The sequence below is a fragment of the Ensifer sp. KUDG1 genome (assembly GCF_050434285.1).
GTDB lineage: Bacteria > Pseudomonadota > Alphaproteobacteria > Rhizobiales > Rhizobiaceae > Ensifer.
Genome location: NZ_JBNDIG010000003.1, coordinates 20,935 through 46,148, shown reverse-complemented (window position 1 = coordinate 46,148; position 25,214 = coordinate 20,935). Strand labels below are relative to the sequence as shown.

The following is a 25,214-nucleotide window of genomic DNA, read 5'->3' as shown; positions in this document are numbered from 1 at the left end:
CTCCCTTTCCTGAACTTAAAGTACGCCGGCTTCGGTCTTGAGCTTTTCGACGAGCTCGGCGACCGACTTGACCTTGATGCCAGCCTTGCGGCCCGACGGCTCCTCGGTCTTCAGCACCTTGAGGCGGGCTGACGTGTCGACGCCGAAGTCGGCAGGCGACTTCTTGTCGAGCGGCTTCTTCTTCGCCTTCATGATGTTCGGCAGCGATGCGTAGCGCGGCTCGTTCAAGCGCAGGTCGGTGGTGACGACCGCCGGCAGCTTGATGTCGATGGTCTGCAGACCGCCGTCGACTTCGCGCGTCACGGTCGCCTTGCCGTCGCCGATCTCGACCTTGGAGGCAAAGGTGCCCTGTGCCCAGCCCAAGAGAGCCGACAGCATCTGGCCGGTCTGGTTGCTGTCATCATCAATCGCCTGCTTGCCGACGATGATCAGGCCCGGCTGTTCGGCGTCTGCAACGCCCTTGACGATCTTGGCAACGGCGAGCGGTTCGACCTGGTCTTCGGTCTCAACCAGGATGGCGCGGTCGGCGCCCATGGCGAGCGCGGTGCGCAGCGTCTCTTCGGCCTTGGCCGGACCGACGGATACGACGACGACTTCCTCCGCCTTGCCGGCTTCCTTCAGCCGCAGCGCTTCTTCGACCGAGATTTCGTCGAAGGGGTTCATCGACATCTTCACGTTCGCAAGTTCGACGCCCGAACCGTCTGCCTTCACGCGGATCTTGACGTTGTAGTCAACGACCCGCTTCACCGTCACAAGTATTTTCATGGATTCTTCCCTCCAAGAGCTTTCGCAGGAAAATGCGCCTTAACGGAGCCGCCTGATTGTCGGTTGGCGACATCGATACGCGTTTTTTCTCCAATTACAATCGCTGTGCATGACGCTAAATCGATATAATCCCGAGAATTGGAATTACGTTTACGTACACGTAAGAATAGTCGATGGCAAGTGGCTCGAGGCCTGATGCAGCCCTGTTCCGGGAGGGCCGGGCAGCGTCCAGGCAAGCCATTGAAATAATGGATCATCCTCGTTGAAGGCTGGCGATTGCCGGTGTCAGGATCCGGTCTGGCGTCCCCAGGGAACGGGCGGTCTTGTCGCATCTGGCGAGGGCTGTTGGCTTGCGGTGACCGGTTCGGCCTTGTGCCGGACGGCGCGGGGGGTGACGATCGTGCGGTCGAACAGCGGCACATCGCGGCGTCGCAAAATGACCACCAGAACCAGCCCCGCGATAATGCCGCCGACATGGGCGCTCCAGGAAACGCCACTGCCGGGATCGACGACCAGCATGAAGAACTGCTGGCCGATCCAGAAGGCGAGCGGGATGACGGCGGGTAGCGGCAGCGGGATGCGGAAAAATACCAGCACCCAGACGCGCACCTTCGGGTGCAGGAGGAAATAGGCGGCAACAATGCCGGAGATCGCCCCCGATGCTCCGATCAGCGGGGCCTCGGAGGCCGGGTCGAGCAGCCCATGCGCCAGTGCGCCTGCAGCGGCGCAGAGCAGGTAGAAGACGAGGTAGCGGAAGTGCCCGAGTGCATCCTCGACATTGTCGCCGAACACCCAGAGGAACAGCATGTTCATGGCGAGATGCATGAAGTCGCCATGCAGGAAGGAATAGGTGACGAAGGTGAAGCCGTCGGGGACGACGACCAGCGAGGGATCAAGCTGGGCGTAGTCGAAGATGAGCGCCGGGATATAGCCGAAGCCGAGCAGTGCTGCGTTGGCGAATTGCTCGGAGGCAATCGGACCGGTGATCAGCCAGACGACGACGTTGATCACGATCAGGCTGATCGTGACGTACTGGACCTTGATGTGCTTCAGGGTGTTCGTATCGTGAAGCGGTATGAACATGCGGTCTCCCGAAGCACAGGTTACGGCCCGTTTCTCGCGCCGAATCTCGATCGGGCGACGATGCGCAAGCGGACGTTATCTGTTTTTCCCGGGAATCCAAAGAACGTCGGCTTGACCTTTGTCATTTGCAAAGCGGGCCGCGACGAACAGGAAATCCGACAGGCGGTTGATATAGGCGATGGCTTCCGTGCTGACGATTTCGCCTTCGATCTGGGCAAGCGCCACCACCTGGCGTTCTGCACGGCGTGCGACCGTGCGGGCGACATGGAGGGCTGCAGAGGCGGGGCTGCCGGCCGGAAGCACGAAGGAGCGCAAGGGATCGAGCTCGGCATTCAGCCGGTCGATCTCGGTTTCGAGCCAGGTCACCTGTGCTGCGACGATGCGCAGCGGTTCGTATTGCGGCGGCTCGCCGGTGTCGGGTGTCGCGAGATCCGCGCCGAGATCGAAGAGATCGTTCTGGATCCGCATCAACGCGGCATCGAGATCGACGTTGCCGACCGTATGCTGTCGCGCCAGGCCGACAAAGGCGTTGGTTTCGTCCACTGCGCCATAGGCATCGACACGCAGGTCGCTTTTCAGCCGGCGCGGCCCGGAGACGAGCCCGGTGGTGCCGTTGTCACCCGTCCGGGTATAGATCTTGTTGAGCTTCACCATGGGTGGACGCAGTCCTCTCGCGCAATATCAGGAACGGTGTGAAACGGCAGTCCGTTCAAGATTGCGTCAGGTCGGGCGGCCGCCGCCGGTGATCCAGAGCGTGAGCATGATCAGGGCGATCGCGATCGCCTGCAGCAGAACGCGCGCCTGCATCAGCTTGTTGGACGTGTTGCCACTGCCGCCCTTTGCCATGTTCACGAGGCCGCGGATCAAGACGATCACGACCAGGCCCATGACGAACAGGGTCAGGCCGGTAAAGAAGCTGGACATCGAACTCTTCCTTGCAATTCTTGCGTCAGCCAAGTCGGCCGATGATGCGATAAAACAGTGCCGCCGGCAGAAGCTTCTTCAGAAGCGCGCCCTGTCTGGCGGGCCTTGTTACAATATAGTGCGGTTTCGGTTTCTTTGCTGTCAGCGCGTGCTTCAAAACCGCATAAACCGCCTCCGGGCCAAGCTTTCCGGCTGCGGGTTTGCTCTCGCCTTTCAAGCGTCGCATCTGCCGTTCGTATTCGACTCGATGCACCGAATTCTTGAGGTCGATGAAGCGCTCGATATAGGTGACGGCATTGGCGGTGAATTTCGAGGTGATCGGCCCGGGCTCGATCAGGCTGACCTCGATACCGCTGCCGGCCAGTTCCATCTTGAGGGTCAGCGACAGGCCCTCGATCGCAAACTTGGAGGCGTTGTAGGCGCCGCGCCAGCGATAGGGCACGATGCCGAGAATGGAGGAGCACTGCACGATGCGGCCGCTTCCGCGCGCCCGCATCGCCGGGATCACCCGTCGCGTCAGGTCGTGCCAGCCAATGACGTTGGTCTCGAGCTGAAGCCTCAGCGCCTCTGTCGGCAGATCCTCGACCGCACCCGCCTGGCCATAGGCGCCGTTGTTGAACAGCGCGTCGACGCGCCCGCTGGAAAGTGCCAGCACCGTATCGGCGAAGGCCGCGATGCTCTCCGGCTTGGTGTAGTCCATCAGGAAGGTCTCGATGCCCTCGCTTTCAAGCGATTGCCGGTCCTCTTCCCGGCGAACGGTGGCGAAGACCCGCCAGCCATCGGCGTGAAGCGCACGGGCGCAATAGGCGCCGATGCCGGACGAACATCCGGTGACAATGATTGTGGGGCGATCCGTCATCCGGTCGAATCCTGTAGAAATCCTGCCTCGGTTTCCCATATTCATCGGCGGGATACAATTGAATTGCGCGGACTGGAACCAGCCTGCGTTGCGACATCAGGAATTGTGCCGGGCCCGGGCGATACCTATGTGAGCGGACCGCCGGTGTCGGGCGGGTTTTAGGATTGGAATGGAATGCCAGCATTCATACGCATCACCTGGAAAGTCGTTTTCGATGCACTCTGGCATTTCAGCCTCGATGACGGTTGGGCGATGGCGAGCCACGTGGCGCTGTCCTCGCTGCTCGCGGTCTTTCCTTTCTTGATCTTCGGCACCGCGCTCGGCAGCTTTCTCGGTGCCGACCAGTTTGCCGAAACGGCCGTACACCTGATTTTCGACGCCTGGCCGGAATCGATCGCCAAGCCCATTGCCGACGAAATCGTGCGGGTGCTGACGATCCCGCGCGGCGGGCTCTTGACCGTTTCGGTGCTGGCCGCCGCCTATTTCGCCTCCAACGGCGTCGAGGCGCTGCGCGTCTCGCTCAACCGCGCCTATCGCGTCACCGAGAGCCGCTACTGGTACGTCACCCGGCTTGCGAGCCTGGGCTTCGTGCTGGCCGGCGTCCTGATTCTGGCCGCACTCAGCATCCTGCTCGTCGCCGTGCCGTTGGCGGTGCGTTATGCCGGACAGTGGCTCCCCTGGCTTGCTGATGTGCTTGCGACCGTCGACAATTGGAGCCTGCCGCTCGCACTCGTCGTGCTGACCACCGGTCTGCTGGTGTCGCATCTCTGGCTGCCGGACGGCCACCGCAAGGTGATCGACGTGCTGCCGGGCATCGTGCTGACGCTCGTCTGCTGGACGATCGGCGCCTATGCCTTTGCTTCCTACCTCGCGACCTTCGCCACCTATGTCTCGACCTATGCGGGCCTGGCGTCGATCATGATCGTGCTGGTATTTCTCTACATGATCGCAGCGATCTTCATCATCGGCGCCGAGATCAATGCCGCGATCCTCAAATACCGGGTCAAGCGCATGGTGCGGCGCAGCTTCCAGCTGCGCAATGGTGGGGACACGGCTCGCGAGGAGCAGGACCTAGCCGATTAGCGCACGGACCTCTTCAGGCGTGCGGCCGGCAGCGCGGAAGGCTGCGATGCCGGTATCCTGGTTGCTCTTCGACAGCTTGCGCCCGTCCGGGCCAAGGAGCAGCCGATGATGGTGATAGAGCGGTTCCGGCAGATCGAGAAGCCGCTGCAGCAGCCGGTGCACGGATGTCGCGTGATAGAGGTCGCGGCCGCGCACCACATGGGTGATGCCCTGCAGCGCGTCGTCGACGACGACGGAGAGATGGTAGCTCGACGGCGCATCGGAGCGCGACAGGATCACGTCACCCCAGGCAGCGGGGTCGGCGATGATGGTGCCCGTCTCGCCCTCAGGACCATGGCCGTTCTCGGCCCAGGTCAGGTGACCTTCTCCTAAAAGTGCGACCGCCTTCCGCATGTCGAGCCGCCAGGCATAGGCCTTGCCGCTCGCGGTCAGGGCCGCGCGCTCGGCTGGGAGCAATTCGCGCTCGCGACCGGGATAGAGCGGGCTGCCGTCCGGATCGCGCGGCCAGGCCTGGCCGCCGGCTTCCGCTTCGGCAACGGCCGCCTTGATCTCGCCGCGGGTCATGACGGAGGGGTAGATGACGCCGAGCATGTCCAGCCGCTGAAGCACCGAAGCATAGGCGTCGAGATGTTCCGACTGCCGGCGCACCGGACGCTCCCAGTCGAGGCCGAGCCAGGCAAGGTCTTCGTAGATCGCCGCCTCGAATTCCTGGCGGCAACGGGTCTGGTCGATGTCCTCGATGCGCAGCAGGAAACGTCCGTTTGCGGACTTCGCCAAGTCATGGTTCAGCGCCGCGGAAAGCGCGTGGCCGAGATGGAGCAGCCCATTGGGGCTCGGGGCAAAGCGGAAAACGGGTGGCGTGTCAGGCATCGTTTCCCTTTGCCATGGAAGGGGTATAAAAATCATCCGCTTTGTGGAGGCGCCATGCGGATCATCCGGACACATGAGGATATCGAGGCCGGCCTGTCAGGCCTGGTGATGCTCGATGCGCGCCTCGGGCACGTCGTTGCGAGAGCCGGCCCGGTGCCGCTCCGCCGCACCGATCCCGGCTATCGCGGCCTTGCCAGCATCATCGTCTCGCAAATGGTCTCGAAGGCCAGTGCGGCCGCGATCTGGCGGCGCATGGAGGAGAAGCTCGGCGAGGTGACGGCTGTGGGCGTCAATTCGCTGAGCGACGAGGATTGCCGGGCGATCGGGCTGTCGCGGGCGAAGGCCGAGGCGCTGAGGCGCGTGGCCGAGGTGGTCGTCGGTGGTCAGATCGATCTCGACGCGATCTGCAACATCGACGGATCGGAGGCGATCCGGGAGTTGACGGCGATCAAGGGGGTGGGGCGCTGGACGGCTGAAGTCTATCTGCTCTTCTGCGCCGGCCACCCGGATGTCTTTCCCTCCGGCGACGTCGCGCTGCAAAACGCGATCGGCCACGGACTGGGCCTCGAACTGCGCCCGAGCGCACGCGAAATTGATTCGCTCGCCGCTTCCTGGTCGCCCTGGCGCAGCGTCGCAGCACGCCTCTTCTGGGCCTATTACTCACAGGAAATGCGTCGTGATGCTGTTCCTGTGACACCTTGAAGGAAAAAGCGAATCCAGCGCACGCATTTTTGTTTCCGGCTTCACAATCCTGTTGCAACGGGCCTAATATAGAAGGTGCAGATGCCGAATCGATCAGGAGAATACGCTTGACGATTGCAGTCTCACCACAGGCCTTGCCGGCGCTCGTCTTGAACGCTGACTATAGGCCACTGAGTTACTACCCCTTGTCGCTTTGGTCCTGGCAGGACGCGATCAAGGCCGTCTTCCTTGACCGTGTAAATATCCTTGCCGAGTACGAACATTCGGTGTCGTCTCCGAGTTTCTCGATGCGACTGCCGAGCGTTGTTTGCCTCAAGAGCTACGTGCAGCCCTCACGCCATCCGGCCTTCACCCGGTTCAACGTGTTCCTGCGCGACAAATTCGAATGCCAGTATTGCGGTTCGCCCGACGATCTCACCTTCGATCACGTGGTGCCCCGCGCTCACGGCGGCCAGACGACCTGGGACAATGTCGTCGCAGCCTGCTCGCCCTGCAATCTGCGCAAGGGCAGCAAGCTGCCGAAGCAGGCCGGCATGTTCCCGCACCAGCGGCCCTATCAGCCGACGGTTCAGGATCTGCACAACAACGGCCGGCTCTTCCCGCCGAACCATCTGCATGAAAGCTGGATGGACTATCTCTACTGGGACGTCGAACTGCAGCCCTGACGCTGTTCGTGCCTTCTTGCCGGATCAGGCCGCAAAAGCGGGATCAGGACAGGTGCGTGCGCTCGCGAAACCTTGTCGGGGCGGTCACGCGACGTCGTGCCTGTTTCCCAAGAGCGATCTGGATCAGCGCGCCTTTGCCGCACCGCGCAGGGCGATCGCTGCGAGGATGAGGCTGGCGATCACGTTCCATCCGGCAAAGGAGAGCCCGAGTACCCGCAAGGAGGCTTCGGTGCAGGACGGGCCATGCTTGGAATCGAGATCGCCCAGCAGGTCGCCGACATTGGACGAAATCCCTTGCGCGGTCGTGGCGCAGGTCGACGGTCCTTCCCAGAAACCCCATTCCGCGCCTGAATGGTAGACGCCCATGCCGGCGCCGACCAGCATCAGGATGCCGACGATGAGAAGCAGCGTGCGAGTCGTCCACGCCGGCAGTCTGAACACGCTCGCGGCGATTGCCAGAACGCCGACCGGGATGCCGTAGTAGTAGGGATCGCGCTGCAACAGGCAGAGCGCGCAGGGGATATAGCCGCCGACATGCTCGAAGCCGAGTGCCCCGCCCACGGTCGCCGCCATGCCGAGCGTTACGATAACGGCGATCAGCAGATGCTGGCGGGATTGGGTGGCGGCGTCGATCATCTATACCTCGCGGGCGGCAGCTCGAAACCGACGCATGCCGCAGTGCAAACTGGATGGCGCCTTCTTAGGCAGGATCGTGCGCGCTGTAAATCGCGGCGGCTGCGACCGGCCCGCACGCTTTCGTGATTGTTGGTCGTGCATCCTGAAAATGATGGTTGACCACGGCGAAATCCTTCGTGTAAATCCGAGCCGCTGATATCGCACTTCCCTGAGCCCCATTGGCGGAATTGGTAGACGCGCTCGACTCAAAATCGAGTTCCGAAAGGAGTGCTGGTTCGACCCCGGCATGGGGCACCACCAGACAGCAACCCATCCAACATTCTCTTGCATCAAGGCAACGACGTCCGTTTCGACGGACTGTGCGGCATTGAGATCTTTCATGTTTGCCGACTTTGTCGCACGGACGCGCTCCGCTGCCGATTTGTCGCAGTGACTCTTGAACCCATTTCGGCAACAAACAGAATGATCTTTTTGTTTTGGATTTGCCGATGATGGATCTGCCCTTTCCCTACTACCTCTGGATCAAGGCGGCGCATGTCGTCTCGGTCGTCATCTGGCTCGGCGGGCAAGCCCTTCTCGTCGCGCAGCTCGCCAGCCAACGGCAGGCGCTTGCTGAAAGCGGCGGTGCCGAAACCTTGAGGGTGATCGGACAGCGTGGCCTGCGCGTCGTGATCAATCCGGCGATGCTCGCGACGCTTTTGTTGGGCGCCACCCTGTTTTTCCTGCGGGGGCCGGAGCTGCTCGGCGAGCCCTGGTTCCAAGTCAAGCTTGCCTGCGTCCTGGCGATGACAGGCCTGCACGGCGCGGTCGCCGCAACGGTGTCTTCCCTTCGCCGCACAGACCGGCGGGTGTCGGCCGGTCGCATTCGCATGCTGCAAGCTGCCGGCCTGGCACTGACCGTCACCATCATTTCCATCGCTATCATCAAGTGAGCCTGACCATGTCCGAGCCCGAAATCCGAAATCCTATCTCCCGCCTGCTGCGCTTTGCGGCGATCGCCGAGGGAACGACTTTGCTCCTGCTCGTTTGCGTCGGGGTGCCGCTGAAGCACGGCTTCGGCTTTGCCGAGGTCACACGCTGGCTCGGCCCTTTGCATGGCATGGCCTTCCTCATCTATGTCTGGGCCGTCATCAATGAGCTGGCGCTGCGTGATCAGCCACGCGGTTGGGCGATCAAGGCGATGCTGTTCAGCTTCCTGCCGGGCGGGACCTTCTGGTTCTTCCGTCGCTCGGTCGCCCCCGGGAGATAGGGTCGTGGGCTACGACAAGGGACTTCGCACACGGGAGGAAATCCTTGAGGCCGCTGGACGGCTGGTGTTCGTTCGCGGCTATGCAGCGTCCTCGTTTTCGGAGATCACGGCCGCGCTCGGCGTCTCGCTCGGCAAGATCACCCACCACTTTCCAAACAAGGCCGCCCTGTTCGAAGCGCTGTTCGAACAGGTGGTGATGCATTTCCGCACCGAGACTTTGCCGATCTTCGAAGACCCGGAACTCTCGCCGTCGCAGCGGATCGAGCGGGTGTTTTTCCGGATCGAGACCTTCTACGCCGGACAAGGGGAGATCATCGGTTGCCCGGTTGGACAGACGATGATCGATCCCCTGGCGACGACGGCGGCGATGCGGGACCTTGCGACTGCTGTCCTCAAGGATATGGAAAGGCTGCTTGCGCGCAATCTGGAGGAGATGGGCTGGGCGCCGGCGCAGGCGGTCGCACGGGCCGCCATTGTCGTGGCGGCCTGGCAGGGGGCGGTGTTTCTGTCCCGAGGCGGTGGCGGGATTGGCGGTTTTCGTCACGTTCTCGGCCATATCCGCGCTCTTCTCGCCGACGTGCCGCCGACTTGAAACGCAAGGGCGGTGTTCGGCGCTGAAGCGATGACCAGCGTGACGCACGCTCACGCAGCCGTGTCGTCGCAGTCATTGAACTGTCGCTTGCGAAGGTGTTAGGTGCGCTGCAGCAAGAAAACTGTCATGGCGGCGTCATGTTACCGAGAATAGAGACCTACGACGAACTCTACCGCGCCTTCCGCTGGCAGATCCCGGAAAAGTTCAATATTGGCGTTGCCGTCAGCGACGCCTGGGCTGCGCGGGCGCCGGAGCGGGTTTGTCTCCAGCATTTTGATCCCGGCGGTGCGCATCGGTCGCTCACCTATGGTGCATTCGCGCGGCAATCCTCTGCCTTCGCCAAGGGGCTTGCGGGGGAGGGTATCGTGCCCGGCGAGCGGGTCGCGATCCTGCTGCCGCAGGGGTTCGAGACGGCGATCGCCCACGCGGCGATCTACAAGCACGGTGCCATCGCTCTGCCGCTGGCGCTGCTCTTCGGCGTCGAGGCTCTCGAGTACCGACTGCGCGATGCTGGCGTGGTAGCTATCGTCACCAACAGCTTCGGTTATGAACGCATCGCGGCGATCCGTGAACGGCTGCCTGACTTACGGCTTGTGGTGCTGGCGGATGACCAGCCGCAGCCGAGTACGATTGCCTTCTCGGACTTGGCGTCGGGGGATCCTTCGGGCTTTGTTGCGGCCGATACCGGCCCGGACGACCCGGCCTTGATGATCTACACGTCAGGTACGACAGGACCGCCCAAGGGGGCGCTGCACGGCCACCGGGTGCTGCTCGGCCATCTGCCGGGCTTCGAGTTTCACCATCACTTCCTGCCGCAGCCGGGCGACCGGATGTGGACGCCGGCCGACTGGGCCTGGGCGGGCGGATTGCTCAACGCGCTGTTGCCGTCGCTGCTGCATGGCGTGCCGGTCGTGTCGTCGCCGGCCCAAAAATTCGATCCGCATACGGCCTTTCGCATCCTCGAAGAAATGGACGTGCGCAACGCCTTCATTCCGCCGACGGCGCTTCGGCTGATGAAGGCGGTCGAAAACCCGCGCGAGCGTTACCGGCTTAATCTGCGAACCATCGGCTCGGCCGGTGAATCCCTCGGCCGCGAGACCTATGAATGGGCAAAGGCGGCACTCGGTCTCGAGGTCAGCGAGTTCTACGGCCAGACCGAGTGCAACATTGTCATTTCGTCAGCAGCAGACCTCGGCGTCGTCAAGCCGGGCTCGATGGGCAAGGCAGCCCCCGGTCACCGGGTGGCGATCATCGACGGCGAGGGGCGCGAACTGCCGGCCGGCAGCGTCGGGCAGGTGGCGGTCAAGCGGCCGGACCCGGTGATGTTCCTCGGCTATTGGGGGAATGAGGCGGCGACCGAGAAAAAATTCATCGGCGACTGGATGACGACAGGTGATCAGGGCGTGATGGACGAGGAGGGCTATTTCACCTTCTTCGGGCGTGACGACGATGTCATCACCTCGTCGGGCTATCGCATCGGCCCGGGCGAGATCGAGGATTGCCTGGCCGGCCATCCGGACGTGCAGCTTGCCGCCGCGGTCGGCAAGCCCGATCCGGTTCGCACCGAGATCGTCAAGGCCTATGTCGTGTTGCGGCCGGGCGTCGTTGGCGACGCGCGTGTGGCAAGCTCCATCCGCGAGTGGGTGAAGACCCGGCTTTCGATGCACGAGTATCCGCGCGAGATCGCCTTTGTCGACAGCCTGCCGCTGACGACCTCGGGCAAGGTGATCAGGCGGTTCCTGCGCGAGCAGGCGGCGGCGGAAGCGCGCGGGGCGATCGAGGTTTCCGAAGCGTCGTAGTTCCTCGGCCGCCGCGCGATTGATTTCAAGTGCCTGGAGCGGGATGCGGGCGCAAAAGCGCGCACGCTTTTTCTCATCCCGCTCTAGCGTCCGGCAAGCGCCTTGATCTTGTCGCGCAGGATCCGCGCCATGTTGCGGGTGTTGCGATAGAGGTGGAGCTGGGCTGCCACCTGGCGCACTTCGCGGTCTCGGGTCTGCTGCAGGCCGATCACCATCGTGCCCATGTCTTCGCGCTCCTGCCAGAAGCGGCTCATGATCGGGTGGTCCGGCACCGCGCAGGAATCGGAGCGGGCGATGTTGGCGTCGTCGAGATGCCATTCTGTCAGTTCGGCGAGAAGCAGCTTGCCCGGCGAGAACCTGGCATAGCGCTCGTCATAGGCGGTCTTCCAGGTATAGGCCTCGCCCGACATCAGGAAGACGACCATCGAGGCGATCGCCTTGCCGTCGAGATCGAGCGTGTGGATGCGCACGCTGTCGCCGTCCGCCAGATTGGTGATCGCCTCGCGCGCAAAGGCGGCGCGGAAGCGGTCGAGCACCATGGCGCTGCGCGCCTTGCCCTTCCAGCCGGAGGCTTCCAGCGCCAGGAATTCCTCCATGCGCAGGCGGACGTCGGCAGGCTGGCGGGCGACCGAATAGACGAGTTCGCCTTGCTTCTCGAGATTGTTCCACTGCCGCCGCAATTCGCGGAAGTGCGCCGGGCTGATGGCCTGGCGCAGATAGGTCGGTCCGTCGAGCAGGCTTTCGAGCATCGGCCGGCTGAAGGTGTCGGTCACCGTCAAAGGCAGGTTGCGGCCGATGGCGACCGCGCGGGTGAGGCGGGCAACCTTGCCGTTGAGCCGCATGTCGGGCAGCACCAGGATCGACGGCAGCCCGGTTGCGGGTGCGGCAAAGGCCTCGAACAGGTTGTCGATGGTTTCGGCCGCATCCTCGGCGTCGAGCAGCGGCACGCCGAGCGGACCGAACGGGTTCGACCAGGCGCGGATGATCGGTGCGCCGATAGAGAAGCCGGGCTTTTCGATCGAGAACGGCATCAGGAAACGCAGACGGCTGCGGCGTTCGTCGTTGTCGCGCATGATTGCAAGCCGGATGACGCGCTCTTCGAGGCGCGGCATGGCCGGCGCCAGGAAGCGGCCCGTGAAGAAGACATTCGGTTCCAGCGCCCGGTTCGACAGGAAGTCGAGCTCGCGCTGCAACTCGTAGCCGGCCCTTGCCGGATAGATGGCAAGATGGCGTCCGGGGCGACCGACCTCGATCAGCTGCTCTGCGGTCGGTCCGCTGTCGCCGGCCTGCGCCAGACCGCCGAGAACCCGTGCGGCCCGGCTGTTTGCATCGCTCGGAAGATTGGTATTGCCGATCATGGATGGACAGCCCCGTTGTTATCATTGCCGGCCCGTGCTCTTGCGAAGGCGAAGAGCGCGAAGCCGAAGGTATGCCGGACGGCGATGTGCAGCAGCATCGCCTCTACGAACATAGCACCGGCGGTTGCAAAAGCAGCACCGTTCAGTCCGAAAAGAGGGATGAGGCTGAGGTTGAGTGCGATGTTGACCACCAGCGCGCCGGCGTAGAGGGCCACGCATAGCGTCTGCTGGCCGGCCATCGTCAGCAGCGTTTCGGCCGGGCCGACGAAAGCCTTGGCGAGGATGCCTGCAAAAAGCACCATCATCAGCGGCAGTCCGGTGACGAAGGCCGGCCCGAAAAGCGACAGCAGGAACGGCCCCGCCGAAAGCACCAGAGCGCCGACCAGAAGCGACGGCCAGAAGGCCCAGCGGGCGCTTTCGATCGCGATGCCGGGGATCTGGCCGGGATCGCGCGCCATCGCGTTGGAGACGCGCGGGCCTGCGGCTGCCTTGACCGCGAACATCACGAAATGCACCAGCGCCATCGTCTTGGCGGCGGCGAAATAGATCGCGACGTCGTCCGGCTCAAGGTAGAGGCCGACGATCACCACATCGGAATTGGTGAGCAGGAACCCGAAGCCATCGACCAGGAAGACCGGGATAGAGACCTTTAGCCAACGGCGAAGCTCGATGCGTCGCGGTCCCGGAACATAGCGCGAGCGAAGGCGGTAGGTGAGCGCGAGAAACTGCGAGACGCTGGTGACATAGGCCGCGGCCATGGCTGCCATCATGGCCGTTTGCGCCGTATGCGGCGCCCCGGCGGTGACGGCGAGCACCATGAAAACGAGCACCAGCAGCGGCCGGATGATGAAGGTGGGGCTCATGGCGGCAATCGGCCAGCCATGGGCACGCGCGGTGCCATCCATGACGTCGCCGAGCGAAATCATCGGCAGGGTAAAGAGCCCGAGATAAAGGGGCACGAGGTAGTAGGCCTCGATGTGCCCGGAAAAGAACCAAAGACCGGCAAGGCCGAGGACCGCGACCGTGGTGGCGGAGGAAAGTGCGAAGATGCGCACCGTCGTCGTCACGCCGCGGATCTCGTCCATGGCGGCCGATGCCTGGTACTCCGGCAGGAAGCGGATGACCACCGAGTGGAAGCCGACGCAGGAGAGGCTGCCGAACAGGATGACCAGCACCCAGACGAAGACGAAGATGCCGTATTCGAACTCGCCCATCAGCCGCGCAAGGATGATCTGCGACAGGAAGGCGATGGCGGCGCTGACGATACGAACCGCGAAGGCGACGAGCGCCATGCGGCGCGCGGCGTTCTTCGCGTCGGAACCGGTGAGGATGGGGAGAAGTCCGGCGAATATTGCGGACAGGCGGTGTCTCAGTGCCGACGGCAGCATTCGTCCGGCCGTTTGACATACCGCCATGAACACGAGAACACCCTGAGATTACGCAATACAGGGTTTCAGTACTGCCAGAACAGCGTTAACAAAGGGTGCAGCGCGGTTGTAAGGAATGGGGGCAACCATGCCGATTGAGCACAGCGAGCGGCAGCGGATGATGCAGGCGAAATCGATCGGCCCGCGCATGGTCGGCTATCTCCAGGAGATCGGCATCGAGCGGCTGGACGACCTCAAAACGGCGGATGCGCAAGACCTCGCACTCCGCATCAACGCCACGCTCGGCCGCCGCCACATCAACCGCACCGGCATTCGCGCACTCGAAAGCCTGATTGCCCACGCCAGGTCGTCCGATCTCTAGCAAGCAGGCCCCGCGAAACGAAAATGCCGCCCGGAGGCGGCATTTCTGAAGGGCAGGGGGTGCAGACAGCACCCGCTTTCCATATTCGGCTTATGCCTCGTAGATGCCGTGGCAGTGCTTGTACTTCTTGCCCGAACCGCAGGGGCACAGCTCGTTGCGCGACACCTTGCCCCAGGACAGTGGGTTGGCCGCGTCGCGCTGTACCGGCGGAGCTGCCAGAAGCGTTTCGCCGCCGAAATCGTCCTCGCCGGTCAGCGGGTCGATGTGGTGGCCGTGCATGGCCGGCGGGACCGGTTGCGGCGCTTCTGCCGCTTCACGCACCAGCTCGACGCGCATGAGTTGTGCCGTCACGGCCTGGCGCAGGTTGCCGAGCAGGGCCTGGAACAGCTCGAAGGCTTCGGACTTGTATTCCTGCAGCGGGTCGCGCTGGGCATAACCGCGGAAGCCGATGACCGAGCGCAGGTGGTCGAGGTTGACGATGTGCTCGCGCCACAGATGGTCGAGCGTCTGCAGCACGACCGAGCGTTCGACATACTGCATGATCTCGGGACCGAAGCGTTCGGCACGGTCGGCGGCTTCCTTTTCGGCAGCGGCCATGACGCGCTCGAGAATGTCGGCCTCGTCAATGCCTTCCTCGGCGGCCCATTCGGTGATCGGAAGGTCGAGATTGAGGTATTGCTGCACGTCGGCCTTGAGGCCCACGACGTCCCACTGCTCGGCATAGGCCTTCTCGGGAATGCGCTTGCTGACCATGTCTTCGACGACTTCGGTGCGCATGTCGGTCACGGTTTCGGTGACGCTTTCGGCATCCATCAGCTCGATACGCTGCTCGAAGATCACCTTGCGCTGATCGTTGAGAACGTCGTCGTACTTCAGAAGGTTCTTGCGGATGTCGAAGTTGCGGGCTTCGACCTTCTTCTGGGCGCGTTCGAGTGCCTTGTTGATCCACGGATGGATGATCGACTCGCCTTCCTTGAGGCCCAGCTTCTGCAGCATGCCGTCCATGCGGTCGGAGCCGAAGATGCGCATCAGGTCGTCCTGGAGCGACAGGTAGAACTTGGAGCGACCCGGGTCGCCCTGACGGCCGGAACGGCCGCGCAGCTGGTTGTCGATGCGGCGGCTTTCGTGGCGCTCGGTCGCGAGAACGTAAAGGCCGCCGGCGGCCAGCGCCTTTTCCTTGAGCTGCTGCACTTCGGCGCGGATCGCCTGTTCGCGCTGTTCGCGCTCGGGGCCGGGCTCGACGTCCGAGAGCTCCTGCTGGATGCGCATGTCGACGTTGCCGCCGAGCTGGATGTCGGTACCGCGACCGGCCATGTTGGTGGCGATCGTGACGGCGCCCGGCACGCCGGCCTGGGCGACGATGAAGGCTTCCTGCTCGTGGTAGCGGGCGTTCAGAACCTGGAAGTTGGCAAAGCCCGACTTCTTCAGGAGGTCGGCGAGCTGTTCCGACTTTTCGATCGACGTCGTGCCGACCAGCATCGGCTGGCCGCGCTCGTGCGCCGACTTGATCTCCTCGATGATGGCGTTCAGCTTCTCGCCCTGGGTGCGATAGACTTCGTCGTCCTCGTCGATACGCTTGATCGGCAGGTTGGTCGGGACTTCAACGACTTCCAGACCGTAGATGTTGCCGAATTCTTCCGCTTCGGTGGAGGCCGTACCGGTCATGCCGCCGAGCTTGGAATACATGCGGAAGTAGTTCTGGAAGGTGATCGATGCGAGCGTCTGGTTCTCGGGCTGGATCTGCACCTTTTCCTTGGCTTCGAGCGCCTGGTGCTGGCCTTCCGAATAACGGCGGCCCGGCATCATGCGGCCGGTGAACTCGTCGATGATGACGATCTCGCCGTTGCGAACGATGTAGTCCTTGTCGCGCTGGAACAGCTTGTGGGCCTTGAGCGCATTGTTGACGTGGTGGACGATCGCGACGTTTTCGATGTCGTAGAGCGATTCACCCTTGAGCAGGCCCGCCTCGCGCAGCAGGTTTTCGAGCTTCTCGGTGCCTTCTTCGGAGAAGTTGGCCGAGCGCTGCTTTTCGTCGATTTCGTAATCTTCGGGCGAAAGCAGCGGAATGAACTCGTTGATCGTGTTGTAGAGATCCGAGCGGTCGTCGAGCGGGCCGGAGATGATCAGCGGCGTGCGCGCTTCGTCGACGAGGATCGAGTCCACTTCGTCGACGATGGCGAAGAAGTGACCGCGCTGGACCATCTGTCCGCGCTCGTACTTCATGTTGTCGCGCAGATAGTCGAAGCCGAGCTCGTTGTTGGTGGCGTAGGTGATGTCGCAGGCATAGGCGGCTTTGCGCTGCTCGTCGGTCAGGCCGTGGACGATGACGCCCGTGGTCATGCCGAGGAAGCTGTAGATGCGGTCCATGGTGCCGGCGTCGCGCTGGGCGAGGTAGTCGTTGACGGTAACGACGTGCACGCCCTTGCCCGCAAGCGCGTTCAGGTAGACCGGAAGCGTCGCGACGAGGGTCTTGCCTTCACCGGTCTTCATTTCGGCGATGGCGCGCTCATGCAGGATCATGCCGCCGATGAGCTGGACGTCGAACGGGCGCAGGCCCAGCACGCGGCGGGCCGCCTCGCGGGCGACTGCAAAGGCCGGAACCAGCAGGTCGTCGAGCGTCTTGCCTTCTTCCAGCTGCTTGCGGAATTCCACCGTCTTGCCGGCGAGCGCCTCGTCCGACAGGGCCTTCATGTCGGCTTCGAGAGCGTTGATGGCATCCACCCGGGCTTTGTAGCCGCGCACGCGGCGATCGTTGGAGGAGCCAAACAACTTGCGGGCTAGGCCGCCGAGACTGACCATATGAATGGTCCTTTCTTTTTTGTTGCCTTGGGTCTCATGGCCGCGCCGCGAAAACCGCGCAATGCCGTGAAACGCCCGGAAACTGTTCTGGACGCGAGGTTGCGTGACAGATAAGAGGGGGGTCGAATTATGTCAACGCAATTGCACTGCTGGACGGCTACAGAACCGCCACATTCTGGTGTTGTGCAGCCGCTACAAGCTGCAGGCAATTGCGCCGAAGGCCAATGTGAAAGGTTAGTGAGCATGACCAAGTTGAAAACCCTGGCCGCCGCGGCACTGGTTGCGGCGATGGCCGTACATGGTGGCGCGCGGGCGGAAGACGCCGATCCGGTGGTCGCCAAGGTTGGCGGCGAGGACGTGCGCCAGTCCGAACTCAACCTTGCTCTGGGCGGTCTCGACCCGCAGCTGCAGCAGATGCCGGAAGAACAGAAGCGCGCCGCTGCACTGTCGGCAATCATCGACGTCAAGCTTCTGTCCGCCACGGCCGAGAAGGAAGGCCTGCAGGACGACGCCACCTTCAAGCAGCGCGTCGCGTACCTCACCGAGCGCGAACTGCACAACGCCTACTTCAAGAAGCACGTCGTCGATGCCATCACCAAGGACGAGGTGAAGGCCCGCTACGACAAGGAAGTCGCGGCCATTCCGGTTCAGGAAGAAGTGAAGGCCCGCCATATCCTGGTCAAGACGGAAGACGAAGCCAAGGAAATCATCAAGGAACTCGACGCCGGCAAGAGCTTCGTCGAGCTTGCCAAGGCGAAGTCCACCGATCCGAACAAGAACGACGGCGGCGACCTCGGCTACTTCACCAAGGGCCGGATGGTGCCGGAATTCGAAACGGCTGCCTTCGCTCTCGAGAAGGGCACCTACACCAAGACCCCGGTCAAGACCCAGTTCGGCTTCCACGTCATCCTGGTCGAAGACAAGCGTCCGCAGGCCCCGCCGCCGCTCGAGCAGGTCGAACAGCAGGTTCGTCAGCTTGTCATGCGTGACAAGTATGTCGAGCTGCTTGCCGCTGCCAAGAAGGATGCAGGCGTCGAGATTTCCGACCCGGCGCTGAAGCAGGCCTATGACGAGGCCAACAAGGCGCAGGAAGCGCAAGAAGCCAAGTAATTCGATCGGCGGGCCCTGCCACCGGCGGGGCCTGTCGTCACCGCTTTTTGTCGATGCCCGGCGGTGAAAACCGTTCGGGCATTTGTCGCAAGATGGATCTGGAACCGTTTCGGTTGTAGACCGCTCCGGATCTTTGTTCTTAGGCACTCCTGAAGGCCGCCCTGGTTCTTCCTGGAGATGCTTTGGTTTCAACACGTCACAGCAGGTTTCCCATGTCCGGCTCCGTTTCCCCGCTCGCTCCGAAAACCTTTGCCGAAATGCCCTCCGTGCGCGGCGTCCGCATGGCGACCGCAGCCGCCGGCATCAAGTACAAGAACCGCACCGACGTGCTGATGATGGTGTTCGACCGGCCGGCCGTCGTGGCCGGTGTCTTCACCCGTTCCAAGTGCCCCTCGGCCCCGGTCGACTTCTGCCGCAAGAACCTTTCTGGCGGTGTCGCACGCGCCGTCGTCGTCAACTCCGGCAACGCCAATGCCTTCACCGGCAAGAAGGGTCGCGACGCGACGGAACTGACGGCGAAGTCGGCGGCAAAGGCTGTCGGTTGCGCGGAGAGCGAAGTGTTCCTGGCGTCGACCGGCGTCATCGGCGAACCTTTGGACGCGACCAAGTTTGCTGGCGTGCTCGACGAACTGGCTGCTGCCGGCAAGGAAGACTTCTGGTTCGAAGCCGCCAAGGCGATCATGACGACGGATACCTATCCGAAGGTTGCGACGCGCAGCGCCGACATCGGCGGCGTCAAGGTGACGATCAACGGCATCGCCAAGGGCGCCGGCATGATCGCGCCCGACATGGCGACGATGCTCTCCTTCGTGGTCACCGATGCCGACATTGCGCCGGCCGCGCTGCAGGCCCTGCTTTCGGCCGGCGTCGGCCCGACCTTCAATTCGGTCACGGTCGATAGCGACACTTCGACGTCCGACACGCTGATGCTCTTTGCGACGGGCGCTGCATCGGCTGACGGCCAGCCGGCGATCACCGACGCGGCCGACCCGCGGCTCGAAGCCTTCCGCGCAGCACTGAACGATCTCCTGCGCGATCTGGCGCTGCAGGTGGTGCGTGACGGCGAAGGCGCGCGCAAGATGGTCGAGGTCACCGTCGAGGGCGCCGAGAACGATGCGGCCGCCAAGCGCATTGCGCTTTCGATTGCCAATTCGCCGCTGGTCAAGACCGCCGTTGCCGGCGAAGACGCCAACTGGGGCCGCGTGGTCATGGCTGTCGGCAAGGCGGGCGAATTGGCCGAGCGCGACCGGCTGGCGATCTGGTTCGGCGATGTGCGCGTGGCGGTCGAGGGCGAGCGTGATCCGACCTATTCGGAAGCTGCGGCCACCGCCGTGATGAAGGCCGAGGACATCCCGATCCGCGTCGAGATCGGCCTCGGTACCGGTCGTGCCACCGTCTATACCTGCGATCTGACGAAGGAATATGTCGAGATCAACGGCGATTACCGGAGCTGAGGCACCGATTGCAGGATGGTGAGCGGCCTGGCGTGCCAGGCCGTACAGAGGTAGCAAGATGACATCGAGTGATATTCGGCCCGTGGCGGGCAAGGCACAGGCCGAAGCTGGGGAAGTGGCAATGGTGGATCTTCCGAACGTGCGCCGTCTCGAGGCCGTGGGTTTCCGCGCCTGGCCGGCAGCGTCCGTGCAATATGATGGCAGCTGGCTGATCCGGCTCAATGCTGGCCATGATTCCAAGCGGCTGAATTCCGTCAATCCGCTCGATCCGTCCGACTATCGCGACATCCCGGTCCGTCTCGAAAAGGCCGCCCGGCGCTTTGCCGATTACGGCCGGCCGTTGACCGTGCGCCAGACGCCACTGACACCGCCGCAGCTTGTCGCCCATATGGACGCCGAGGGCTGGACCGCGTTCAGCCGCAGCCTGGTGATGACGGTCGATCTCGTCGAGCGCGAGTTTGGCGACGGCATCGATCACCTGCCGATCAAGGATGTCGGTCGCTTCGTCGACGCGTGCATCGGGATTGCGAAGGGCGATCCGAAGCGCAAGGCGGCGCTGGCGGAAATCATCAATGCGATCAAGCCGGAGAGCGGCCTCTTCCTGTTCGAGGATGCCGAAACGGGGCCGACGGCCGTGGCGCTGGTCGTCCAGGACAACGATCTTGCCGGCATCATGCAGTTTGCCGTGGACGAGCGCGTCCGTGGCCAGGGCGTCGGCAAGGCAATGCTCGACGTCTGCCTGCGCTGGGCGCGCCTTCGCGGCGCCAAGAAGGCCTGGCTGCAGGTGGAGGCGGACAACAGCGCGGCCATGGCGCTTTATCGCGGCGCCGGTTTCTCCGAAGTCTACAGCTACATCTACAGAACGCCGGGAGCTTGAGGCCATGGACGCCAACGGAAAGAAGATCGTGCTTGTCGCGGCCTGCGCGCTGGTCGATTCCGATGGCCGCATCCTGCTTGCGCAGCGGCCGGAAGGAAAATCGCTTGCCGGTCTATGGGAGTTTCCGGGCGGCAAGGTCGAGGCCGGCGAGACGCCGGAGGAAACCCTGATCCGCGAGCTCGAGGAAGAGCTCGGCATCCGCACCAAGGTCGCGTGCCTCGCGCCGCTCACCTTCGCCAGCCACACCTATGACGACTTCCATCTCCTGATGCCGCTCTATGTCTGCCGCCGCTACGAAGGGGTTGCGACCGGGCGGGAAGGCCAGGCGATCAAGTGGGTCCGGCCAAAGGCCCTGCGCGAATATCCGATGCCGCCGGCGGACGAACCACTCATCCCGTTTCTCATGGATTTGCTCTGAACCTACCCGAAATCTGATTGATTATTAATCGATCGTTTATCTCCCTGGCGCAAAGATAGCTCCAATTCAGTTTCGGTACGTATCGTTGGCAACGGCGTATCGATTTCAGGCAGTGCGGTAGAACCAAGCTTGGGAAGGGCGCTTGCGTTCGCCGTATTTTGCGCGTTTGTGAGGCTGGGATGGTGGACGACGATTTCTGGAACACGGTTCAGGAAAAGGATCTGATGAACAATCAGTCCCGCCGGACAGGTGTGCTCAATCTGTCGCTGTTGTTCGGAACAGCGGTGATCGCGCTGACGCTGATCCTGACGCCCATGCTGTCGTCAAAGACAGACAAGCGCATCATGGCCAATACGCCTGTCGATTACGACAACATTTCCACCGGCTCCATCCCTTCGAACGGGACTACCAAGCGCTATACGGTTCGGCGCAGCGTCCTTCAGGAAATGCCCGGAGCGGTTTGCATTATCGATGCCGACGGCCGCAAGAGCGGCTGCTGAAACGAACGCCATCGGCCCGTTGGTGCTGGCTTGCGTTTCGGATTGAACAGAAATCAGGCTGGGGACGAATGGAAACGCTTAGACGCTTGTTTCGCGGCAAGGATGGCGGCATCGCCATCGAGTATGCGCTGATTGCCGCCCTCGTCTCCCTCAGCCTTATCTTCGGGGCCAACCAGATCGGCAGTGCGTTGACCTACGTCTACGACTCGCTCGCCGCAGCGTTCCCAAGCGCATAAACATTAAAGCCGGATCTGGGGGGATGCCGCCCTAAAGCGGCTGCTCTTTCGTACCGAGAGCGGTCGAAAGCCGCTGTTTTGCCGAACCCGGCTTCAACGGCTTCTGCTGGCTCTCGTGCGGTGCCCAGCCGGACAGGTAGATGATCGAGAAGGTTGCGCGAACGCGACCGTCCGGATCGGAGAAGCGCTCCGCATAGATTTCCGCAGCTCTGAGGAAAAAGCGCCTGGAAACGGGCGTGCGGCTGCGCGCCGAAAGCGGGCTGGTCATGCCCATGGCGCGCAGGTCGCGGATCAGCGCAAACAGCGAATCGTAGCGGACCGTGTAGTTTTCCGTGTCGGTGACCGGCAGGGCGAAACCGGCGCGCTGCAGGAGCGCGCCGACGTCACGGACATCGGCGAAGGGAATGACGCGCGGGCTGGCGCCGCCCGTCAGCTCGGCTTCCGCGGCCAGCAGTGCTTCGCGCAGTTCCTGCAACGTGCCGCTGCCGGGGATGGCGGCGAGGAACAGCCCGTCGGGCTTCAGCGCCCGCCGCACCTGGATGAAGGCGCCGGGCGTATCATTGGTCAGATGCAGGGAGAGCGGCGAGACGATCAGGTTGACGCTTTCCGGTTCGGCCGGAACTTCTTCGAGCGAGGCGATCGTCACCGGCGCCTCGGTCGAGCCGAAGCGGGCGTCGGTCTCGACGCGCTCGATGGCGTCGATCTTGCCCGTCGCCATCAGCTGACGGGCTGTTTCGCCGGTGTAGCCGTGCAGTTCGAGTGCGCGGTCGAAGTGGCGCTCGACGACGCCGACACGCTCGGCGAGCTCCTCGGCCACGATGTCGAGAAGGAATCCGGCCTTCGGATCGGCGTTTCTGAGCGCCCTTGCCCGGTGTGCCTCGACGAGGCTCTGGTCAAAGATTTTTTCCACGATAGTCTCTCCGCGATGGGCAGCAAAGAGACCTTCGGAGGCACAAAGTCAACCGCATGGCATGGGAGAGGTTGCGTATTCCGCAGGCGTGGCGCGCGGGCATGCTGAGACGGTTCGGCCTGGGGCTCGTCGATCTCGTCTTTCCGCCCGTCTGTTGCGGCTGCGGTCGGCTGGTCGGCGACCATCGCGCGGTCTGCGCCTCCTGCTGGGCGACGCTGCCGCTGATCGAGCGGCCCTATTGCGATATTCTCGGCACCCCGTTTTCGGTCGACCATGGCGCCGGATCGGTGTCACCGGAGGCGATCGCTAACCCGCCTGCTTTCGAGCGGCTAAGGTCGGTGGCGATCCACGAAGGCGTCGCCCGAGATCTGGTCCACGGGCTGAAGTATCGCGACCGCACGGATCTTGCGCCGATGATGGCGGCATGGATGATCCGGGCGAGCGACGGTGCCGTCGCTTCCGCCGATGCGATCATTCCCGTGCCGCTGCATGCCTTCCGGCTGTGGAAGCGGCGGTTCAACCAATCGGCGGAGCTGGCGCGGGCGATTGCTCAGCTCTCCGGCCGTCCCTATCAGCCCGACCTTTTGAAACGCATCCGGCGCACGAGCCCGCAGGTTCGCCTGGGGCTGCGCGCCCGCGAGGAGAACGTGCGCGGCGCCTTCGCCGTCTCGGAAAGCGGCAAGGCGGGTCTCAGCGGGAAAAGCGTGGTTCTCGTCGACGATGTATATACGACCGGCGCAACCGTTGCCGCAGCGACCCGTGCGCTGAAGCGGGCGGGGGCGGGGTCGGTCACGGTTTTGACCTTTGCAAGAGCCGTATCCGGACTTATATGACAATCAGATGTCCGGCACGGTCGCCGGCAAAGGAGCGGTTCAGGATCATGGCTTCGGTGGTCATTTATACGCGTCAGTTCTGCGGCTATTGCTCGGCCGCAAAGAAACTCCTGGAAACCAAGGGCGTTTCCTTCCTTGAGCACGATGCCACCTATGATCCGAGTGTTCGGAAGGTGATGATCGACAAGTCGCACGGGGGGACGACGTTCCCGCAGATCTTCATCAACGACATTCATGTCGGTGGATGCGACGATCTGCACGCGCTGGAACGCGCCGGCAAACTCGACGCGATGCTGGCTGCCTGAGGCACCGCACCCCTGCAAGAGGCGACGTCCCGTTTGTCAGCGGTGAGCGTCGGGAGTTGGACGACATGAGTTTCAAGGCCGCAGCCCTTCAGATGTGTTCCGGCGTCGATCCCCGCAAGAATGCGGAGACGATGGTGCGGCTTGCGCGCGAGGCGGCAGCCCAGGGCGCGACCTATATCCAGACGCCGGAAATGACCGGGGCGCTCCAGCGCGACCGGGCGGCTCTGCGCGCGATCCTGAAGGACGAGGCCAACGATCTCATCGCCGCGGCGGCAGCTCAGCTTGCCGGCGAACTCGGCGTCTACCTCCATGTCGGCTCGACGCCGATCGCGCTTGCCGACGGCAAGATCGCCAATCGCGGTCTGCTCTTCGGCCCGAGCGGCCAGAAGATCTGCGACTACGACAAGATCCATATGTTCGACGTCGATCTCGACAACGGCGAGAGCTGGCGGGAAAGCGCCGCCTATCAGCCCGGCAGCATCGCGCGCCTGGCCGAACTCGACTTTGGCAAGCTTGGCTTTTCCATCTGCTACGACGTGCGCTTCCCGGAGCTTTTCCGGCAGCAGGCCGTTGCCGGCGCCGAGATCATGTCGGTGCCTGCCGCCTTCACGCGCCAGACCGGTGAGGCGCACTGGGAAATCCTGCTTCGCGCCCGCGCGATCGAGAACGGCCTTTTCGTCATTGCCGCCGCGCAAGGGGGCACGCATGAGGATGGGCGCGAGACCTTCGGCCATTCGATGATCATCGATCCCTGGGGACGCGTGCTTGCATCGGCTGGCCCGACCGGCGAGGCGATCGTGCTTGCCGATATCGACGTCGCCGCCGTGCATGCGGCGCGCGCCAAGATACCGAACTTGAAGAACGCCCGCAGTTTCGTGCTCGATGAAGTGGCGCCGACCGGGAAGGGAGGCGTTGCCGCTTGATCCGCTACACTCTTTCCTGCGACAACGGCCACGATTTCGAGGGCTGGTTCTCGTCGAGCGACGATTTCGACCGCCAGGTCGAGCGCAAGCTGGTCTCCTGTCCGAGCTGCAATTCGACGTCCGTTGCCAAGCAACTGATGGCGCCTTCCGTCGCGACTGCGCGCAAGAAGGAAGCGACGCGGGCGGTGATCATGGACCAGGCGCAGAAGGAGACGGTCGCCAAGATTCGCGAGTTGGTCAAGTCCGTACGCGAAAACGCGGAGGATGTCGGCGAGCGCTTTCCGGAAGAGGCCCGCAAGATCCATTACGGTGAAGCGGAAGAACGCGGCCTGATCGGCAAGGCAACCGCGGAAGAGGCCGTGGCGCTGCTCGAAGAGGGCATTGCCGTCGCGCCGCTGCCGATCCTGCCCGACGAAGTCAACTGATGCACGAGCGGGAAATGCTTGCCCCCTTTTGCATAAAAGCCTGAGTGCCTCTTTAAAAACAACGGCTTGCTTCCCATCTGGCGGTTTTGC

29 protein-coding genes and 1 tRNA gene are annotated in these 25,214 nt (G+C 63.2%); 19 read left to right on the top strand and 11 right to left on the bottom strand.

What is annotated here, in order from left to right; genetic code table 11:
* Window positions 1–15: 15 nt before the first annotated feature.
* The 5 genes from M2267_RS10850 to M2267_RS10830 all read right to left on the bottom strand — a co-directional run bounded on the left by M2267_RS10850 (window position 16) and on the right by M2267_RS10830 (window position 3,631).
* Window positions 16–765 (bottom strand): electron transfer flavoprotein subunit beta/FixA family protein, encoded by a 750-nt coding sequence (locus M2267_RS10850; protein ID WP_043623052.1) that lies wholly within the window; start codon window positions 763–765, stop codon window positions 16–18.
* Between the two features lie 285 nt (window positions 766–1,050).
* Complete coding sequence (locus M2267_RS10845) at window positions 1,051–1,848, bottom strand: rhomboid family intramembrane serine protease (protein WP_402325249.1); 798 nt, start codon at window positions 1,846–1,848, stop codon at window positions 1,051–1,053.
* Window positions 1,849–1,923: 75 nt separating this feature from the next.
* Window positions 1,924–2,502 (bottom strand): cob(I)yrinic acid a,c-diamide adenosyltransferase, encoded by a 579-nt coding sequence (locus tag M2267_RS10840; protein ID WP_429114592.1) that lies wholly within the window; start codon window positions 2,500–2,502, stop codon window positions 1,924–1,926.
* 66 nt (window positions 2,503–2,568) lie between these two features.
* Entirely contained in the window at window positions 2,569–2,772 is a 204-nt protein-coding gene (locus tag M2267_RS10835; RefSeq protein WP_043623043.1) for a twin transmembrane helix small protein, read from the bottom strand.
* A gap of 25 nt (window positions 2,773–2,797) precedes the next feature.
* Window positions 2,798–3,631 carry an SDR family oxidoreductase gene (locus M2267_RS10830; RefSeq protein ID WP_402325247.1) on the bottom strand — a complete coding sequence of 278 codons (834 nt, stop codon included), beginning with the start codon at window positions 3,629–3,631 and terminating at the stop codon, window positions 2,798–2,800.
* A gap of 174 nt (window positions 3,632–3,805) precedes the next feature.
* Here M2267_RS10830 and M2267_RS10825 point away from each other — a divergent pair, with 174 nt between their 5' ends.
* The gene (locus M2267_RS10825) at window positions 3,806–4,714 is read left to right on the top strand and encodes a YihY/virulence factor BrkB family protein (protein WP_043623038.1); all 909 of its coding nucleotides are present in this window, start codon (window positions 3,806–3,808) and stop codon (window positions 4,712–4,714) included.
* Here M2267_RS10825 and gluQRS read toward each other — a convergent pair.
* Window positions 4,703–5,584 carry a tRNA glutamyl-Q(34) synthetase GluQRS gene (gene gluQRS, locus M2267_RS10820; protein ID WP_429114589.1) on the bottom strand — a complete coding sequence of 294 codons (882 nt, stop codon included), beginning with the start codon at window positions 5,582–5,584 and terminating at the stop codon, window positions 4,703–4,705. The genes M2267_RS10825 and gluQRS overlap by 12 nt on opposite strands.
* A gap of 54 nt (window positions 5,585–5,638) precedes the next feature.
* Here gluQRS and M2267_RS10815 point away from each other — a divergent pair, with 54 nt between their 5' ends.
* Together M2267_RS10815 and M2267_RS10810 are read left to right on the top strand one after the other, a co-directional pair.
* Window positions 5,639–6,286, top strand: a complete 648-nt coding sequence (locus M2267_RS10815; protein ID WP_429114587.1) for a DNA-3-methyladenine glycosylase family protein — start codon at window positions 5,639–5,641, stop codon at window positions 6,284–6,286.
* Window positions 6,287–6,393: 107 nt separating this feature from the next.
* The gene (locus tag M2267_RS10810) at window positions 6,394–6,951 is read left to right on the top strand and encodes an HNH endonuclease (RefSeq protein ID WP_043623031.1); all 558 of its coding nucleotides are present in this window, start codon (window positions 6,394–6,396) and stop codon (window positions 6,949–6,951) included.
* Window positions 6,952–7,074: 123 nt separating this feature from the next.
* Here M2267_RS10810 and M2267_RS10805 read toward each other — a convergent pair whose 3' ends face one another.
* Window positions 7,075–7,587, bottom strand: coding sequence for a disulfide bond formation protein B (locus M2267_RS10805; protein ID WP_429114585.1), 513 nt, complete (start codon window positions 7,585–7,587; stop codon window positions 7,075–7,077).
* Between the two features lie 212 nt (window positions 7,588–7,799).
* Between M2267_RS10805 and M2267_RS10800 the strand changes: the two genes are divergently transcribed.
* From M2267_RS10800 to M2267_RS10780, 5 genes are all read left to right on the top strand, one after another.
* A tRNA-Leu gene (locus M2267_RS10800) sits at window positions 7,800–7,884 on the top strand.
* Between the two features lie 191 nt (window positions 7,885–8,075).
* Entirely contained in the window at window positions 8,076–8,519 is a 444-nt protein-coding gene (locus M2267_RS10795) for a CopD family protein (protein WP_429114583.1), read from the top strand.
* 8 nt (window positions 8,520–8,527) lie between these two features.
* Entirely contained in the window at window positions 8,528–8,836 is a 309-nt protein-coding gene (locus M2267_RS10790) for a DUF3817 domain-containing protein (protein ID WP_429114581.1), read from the top strand.
* 4 nt (window positions 8,837–8,840) lie between these two features.
* On the top strand, window positions 8,841–9,428 hold the full coding sequence (locus tag M2267_RS10785) for a TetR/AcrR family transcriptional regulator (RefSeq protein WP_429114579.1): 588 nt from the start codon (window positions 8,841–8,843) through the stop codon (window positions 9,426–9,428).
* A 137-nt stretch (window positions 9,429–9,565) separates the two neighbouring features.
* Entirely contained in the window at window positions 9,566–11,227 is a 1,662-nt protein-coding gene (locus tag M2267_RS10780) for an AMP-binding protein (protein WP_429114577.1), read from the top strand.
* An 83-nt stretch (window positions 11,228–11,310) separates the two neighbouring features.
* Here M2267_RS10780 and M2267_RS10775 read toward each other — a convergent pair whose 3' ends face one another.
* Entirely contained in the window at window positions 11,311–12,585 is a 1,275-nt protein-coding gene (locus tag M2267_RS10775) for a GNAT family N-acetyltransferase (protein ID WP_402325239.1), read from the bottom strand.
* Window positions 12,582–13,973 carry an oligosaccharide flippase family protein gene (locus M2267_RS10770; protein WP_429114575.1) on the bottom strand — a complete coding sequence of 464 codons (1,392 nt, stop codon included), beginning with the start codon at window positions 13,971–13,973 and terminating at the stop codon, window positions 12,582–12,584. Before M2267_RS10770 ends, M2267_RS10775 begins: the two co-directional genes overlap by 4 nt.
* 127 nt (window positions 13,974–14,100) lie before the next feature.
* Here M2267_RS10770 and M2267_RS10765 point away from each other — a divergent pair, with 127 nt between their 5' ends.
* Window positions 14,101–14,334: a hypothetical protein gene (locus M2267_RS10765; protein WP_429114574.1), complete on the top strand. Its 234-nt coding sequence runs from the start codon at window positions 14,101–14,103 to the stop codon at window positions 14,332–14,334.
* A 90-nt stretch (window positions 14,335–14,424) separates the two neighbouring features.
* Here M2267_RS10765 and secA read toward each other — a convergent pair whose 3' ends face one another.
* On the bottom strand, window positions 14,425–17,133 hold the full coding sequence (gene secA / locus M2267_RS10760; RefSeq protein ID WP_429114572.1) for a preprotein translocase subunit SecA: 2,709 nt from the start codon (window positions 17,131–17,133) through the stop codon (window positions 14,425–14,427).
* Between the two features lie 243 nt (window positions 17,134–17,376).
* On the opposite strand from secA, the gene M2267_RS10755 reads away from it, so the two are divergent.
* The 6 genes from M2267_RS10755 (at window position 17,377) to M2267_RS10730 (ending at window position 21,728) form a co-directional block, all read left to right on the top strand.
* Window positions 17,377–18,243: a peptidylprolyl isomerase gene (locus M2267_RS10755; RefSeq protein WP_043623010.1), complete on the top strand. Its 867-nt coding sequence runs from the start codon at window positions 17,377–17,379 to the stop codon at window positions 18,241–18,243.
* Window positions 18,244–18,455: 212 nt separating this feature from the next.
* On the top strand, window positions 18,456–19,697 hold the full coding sequence (argJ, locus tag M2267_RS10750; protein ID WP_429114569.1) for a bifunctional glutamate N-acetyltransferase/amino-acid acetyltransferase ArgJ: 1,242 nt from the start codon (window positions 18,456–18,458) through the stop codon (window positions 19,695–19,697).
* Between the two features lie 58 nt (window positions 19,698–19,755).
* Window positions 19,756–20,574: a GNAT family N-acetyltransferase gene (locus tag M2267_RS10745; RefSeq protein WP_043623003.1), complete on the top strand. Its 819-nt coding sequence runs from the start codon at window positions 19,756–19,758 to the stop codon at window positions 20,572–20,574.
* Window positions 20,575–20,578: 4 nt separating this feature from the next.
* Entirely contained in the window at window positions 20,579–20,992 is a 414-nt protein-coding gene (gene mutT, locus M2267_RS10740) for an 8-oxo-dGTP diphosphatase MutT (protein ID WP_429114567.1), read from the top strand.
* Window positions 20,993–21,171: 179 nt separating this feature from the next.
* Window positions 21,172–21,492 carry a hypothetical protein gene (locus M2267_RS10735; RefSeq protein WP_043622998.1) on the top strand — a complete coding sequence of 107 codons (321 nt, stop codon included), beginning with the start codon at window positions 21,172–21,174 and terminating at the stop codon, window positions 21,490–21,492.
* A 68-nt stretch (window positions 21,493–21,560) separates the two neighbouring features.
* A complete protein-coding gene (locus M2267_RS10730) occupies window positions 21,561–21,728 on the top strand; it encodes a Flp family type IVb pilin (protein WP_082006159.1) in 168 nt (55 codons plus the stop codon).
* Between the two features lie 31 nt (window positions 21,729–21,759).
* Here M2267_RS10730 and M2267_RS10725 read toward each other — a convergent pair whose 3' ends face one another.
* Entirely contained in the window at window positions 21,760–22,638 is an 879-nt protein-coding gene (locus tag M2267_RS10725) for a methyltransferase domain-containing protein (RefSeq protein WP_429114564.1), read from the bottom strand.
* Window positions 22,639–22,739: 101 nt separating this feature from the next.
* Between M2267_RS10725 and M2267_RS10720 the strand changes: the two genes are divergently transcribed.
* From M2267_RS10720 to M2267_RS10705, 4 genes are all read left to right on the top strand, one after another.
* Window positions 22,740–23,471: a ComF family protein gene (locus M2267_RS10720; RefSeq protein WP_429114562.1), complete on the top strand. Its 732-nt coding sequence runs from the start codon at window positions 22,740–22,742 to the stop codon at window positions 23,469–23,471.
* Between the two features lie 47 nt (window positions 23,472–23,518).
* A complete protein-coding gene (grxC, locus tag M2267_RS10715) occupies window positions 23,519–23,776 on the top strand; it encodes a glutaredoxin 3 (RefSeq protein ID WP_043622990.1) in 258 nt (85 codons plus the stop codon).
* Between the two features lie 65 nt (window positions 23,777–23,841).
* Entirely contained in the window at window positions 23,842–24,699 is an 858-nt protein-coding gene (locus tag M2267_RS10710; protein WP_429114559.1) for a carbon-nitrogen hydrolase family protein, read from the top strand.
* Complete coding sequence (locus tag M2267_RS10705) at window positions 24,696–25,124, top strand: DUF1178 family protein (protein ID WP_034797716.1); 429 nt, start codon at window positions 24,696–24,698, stop codon at window positions 25,122–25,124. Before M2267_RS10710 ends, M2267_RS10705 begins: the two co-directional genes overlap by 4 nt.
* Window positions 25,125–25,214 lie beyond the last annotated feature (90 nt).

What these genes read in the sequence shown, in the direction of transcription:
- M2267_RS10850 (WP_043623052.1), bottom strand. Translation starts at nt 765, where the DNA reads ATGAAAATACTTGTGACGGTGAAGCGGGTCGTTGACTACAACGTCAAG.
- M2267_RS10845 (WP_402325249.1), bottom strand. Translation starts at nt 1,848, where the DNA reads ATGTTCATACCGCTTCACGATACGAACACCCTGAAGCACATCAAGGTC.
- M2267_RS10840 (WP_429114592.1), bottom strand. Translation starts at nt 2,502, where the DNA reads ATGGTGAAGCTCAACAAGATCTATACCCGGACGGGTGACAACGGCACC.
- M2267_RS10835 (WP_043623043.1), bottom strand. Translation starts at nt 2,772, where the DNA reads ATGTCCAGCTTCTTTACCGGCCTGACCCTGTTCGTCATGGGCCTGGTC.
- M2267_RS10830 (WP_402325247.1), bottom strand. Translation starts at nt 3,631, where the DNA reads ATGACGGATCGCCCCACAATCATTGTCACCGGATGTTCGTCCGGCATC.
- M2267_RS10825 (WP_043623038.1), top strand. Translation starts at nt 3,806, where the DNA reads ATGCCAGCATTCATACGCATCACCTGGAAAGTCGTTTTCGATGCACTC.
- gluQRS (WP_429114589.1), bottom strand. Translation starts at nt 5,584, where the DNA reads ATGCCTGACACGCCACCCGTTTTCCGCTTTGCCCCGAGCCCCAATGGG.
- M2267_RS10815 (WP_429114587.1), top strand. Translation starts at nt 5,639, where the DNA reads ATGCGGATCATCCGGACACATGAGGATATCGAGGCCGGCCTGTCAGGC.
- M2267_RS10805 (WP_429114585.1), bottom strand. Translation starts at nt 7,587, where the DNA reads ATGATCGACGCCGCCACCCAATCCCGCCAGCATCTGCTGATCGCCGTT.
- M2267_RS10795 (WP_429114583.1), top strand. Translation starts at nt 8,076, where the DNA reads ATGATGGATCTGCCCTTTCCCTACTACCTCTGGATCAAGGCGGCGCAT.
- M2267_RS10790 (WP_429114581.1), top strand. Translation starts at nt 8,528, where the DNA reads ATGTCCGAGCCCGAAATCCGAAATCCTATCTCCCGCCTGCTGCGCTTT.
- M2267_RS10780 (WP_429114577.1), top strand. Translation starts at nt 9,566, where the DNA reads ATGTTACCGAGAATAGAGACCTACGACGAACTCTACCGCGCCTTCCGC.
- M2267_RS10775 (WP_402325239.1), bottom strand. Translation starts at nt 12,585, where the DNA reads ATGATCGGCAATACCAATCTTCCGAGCGATGCAAACAGCCGGGCCGCA.
- M2267_RS10770 (WP_429114575.1), bottom strand. Translation starts at nt 13,973, where the DNA reads ATGCTGCCGTCGGCACTGAGACACCGCCTGTCCGCAATATTCGCCGGA.
- M2267_RS10765 (WP_429114574.1), top strand. Translation starts at nt 14,101, where the DNA reads ATGCCGATTGAGCACAGCGAGCGGCAGCGGATGATGCAGGCGAAATCG.
- secA (WP_429114572.1), bottom strand. Translation starts at nt 17,133, where the DNA reads ATGGTCAGTCTCGGCGGCCTAGCCCGCAAGTTGTTTGGCTCCTCCAAC.
- M2267_RS10755 (WP_043623010.1), top strand. Translation starts at nt 17,377, where the DNA reads ATGACCAAGTTGAAAACCCTGGCCGCCGCGGCACTGGTTGCGGCGATG.
- argJ (WP_429114569.1), top strand. Translation starts at nt 18,456, where the DNA reads ATGTCCGGCTCCGTTTCCCCGCTCGCTCCGAAAACCTTTGCCGAAATG.
- M2267_RS10745 (WP_043623003.1), top strand. Translation starts at nt 19,756, where the DNA reads ATGACATCGAGTGATATTCGGCCCGTGGCGGGCAAGGCACAGGCCGAA.
- mutT (WP_429114567.1), top strand. Translation starts at nt 20,579, where the DNA reads ATGGACGCCAACGGAAAGAAGATCGTGCTTGTCGCGGCCTGCGCGCTG.
- M2267_RS10735 (WP_043622998.1), top strand. Translation starts at nt 21,172, where the DNA reads ATGGTGGACGACGATTTCTGGAACACGGTTCAGGAAAAGGATCTGATG.
- M2267_RS10730 (WP_082006159.1), top strand. Translation starts at nt 21,561, where the DNA reads ATGGAAACGCTTAGACGCTTGTTTCGCGGCAAGGATGGCGGCATCGCC.
- M2267_RS10720 (WP_429114562.1), top strand. Translation starts at nt 22,740, where the DNA reads ATGCTGAGACGGTTCGGCCTGGGGCTCGTCGATCTCGTCTTTCCGCCC.
- grxC (WP_043622990.1), top strand. Translation starts at nt 23,519, where the DNA reads ATGGCTTCGGTGGTCATTTATACGCGTCAGTTCTGCGGCTATTGCTCG.
- M2267_RS10710 (WP_429114559.1), top strand. Translation starts at nt 23,842, where the DNA reads ATGAGTTTCAAGGCCGCAGCCCTTCAGATGTGTTCCGGCGTCGATCCC.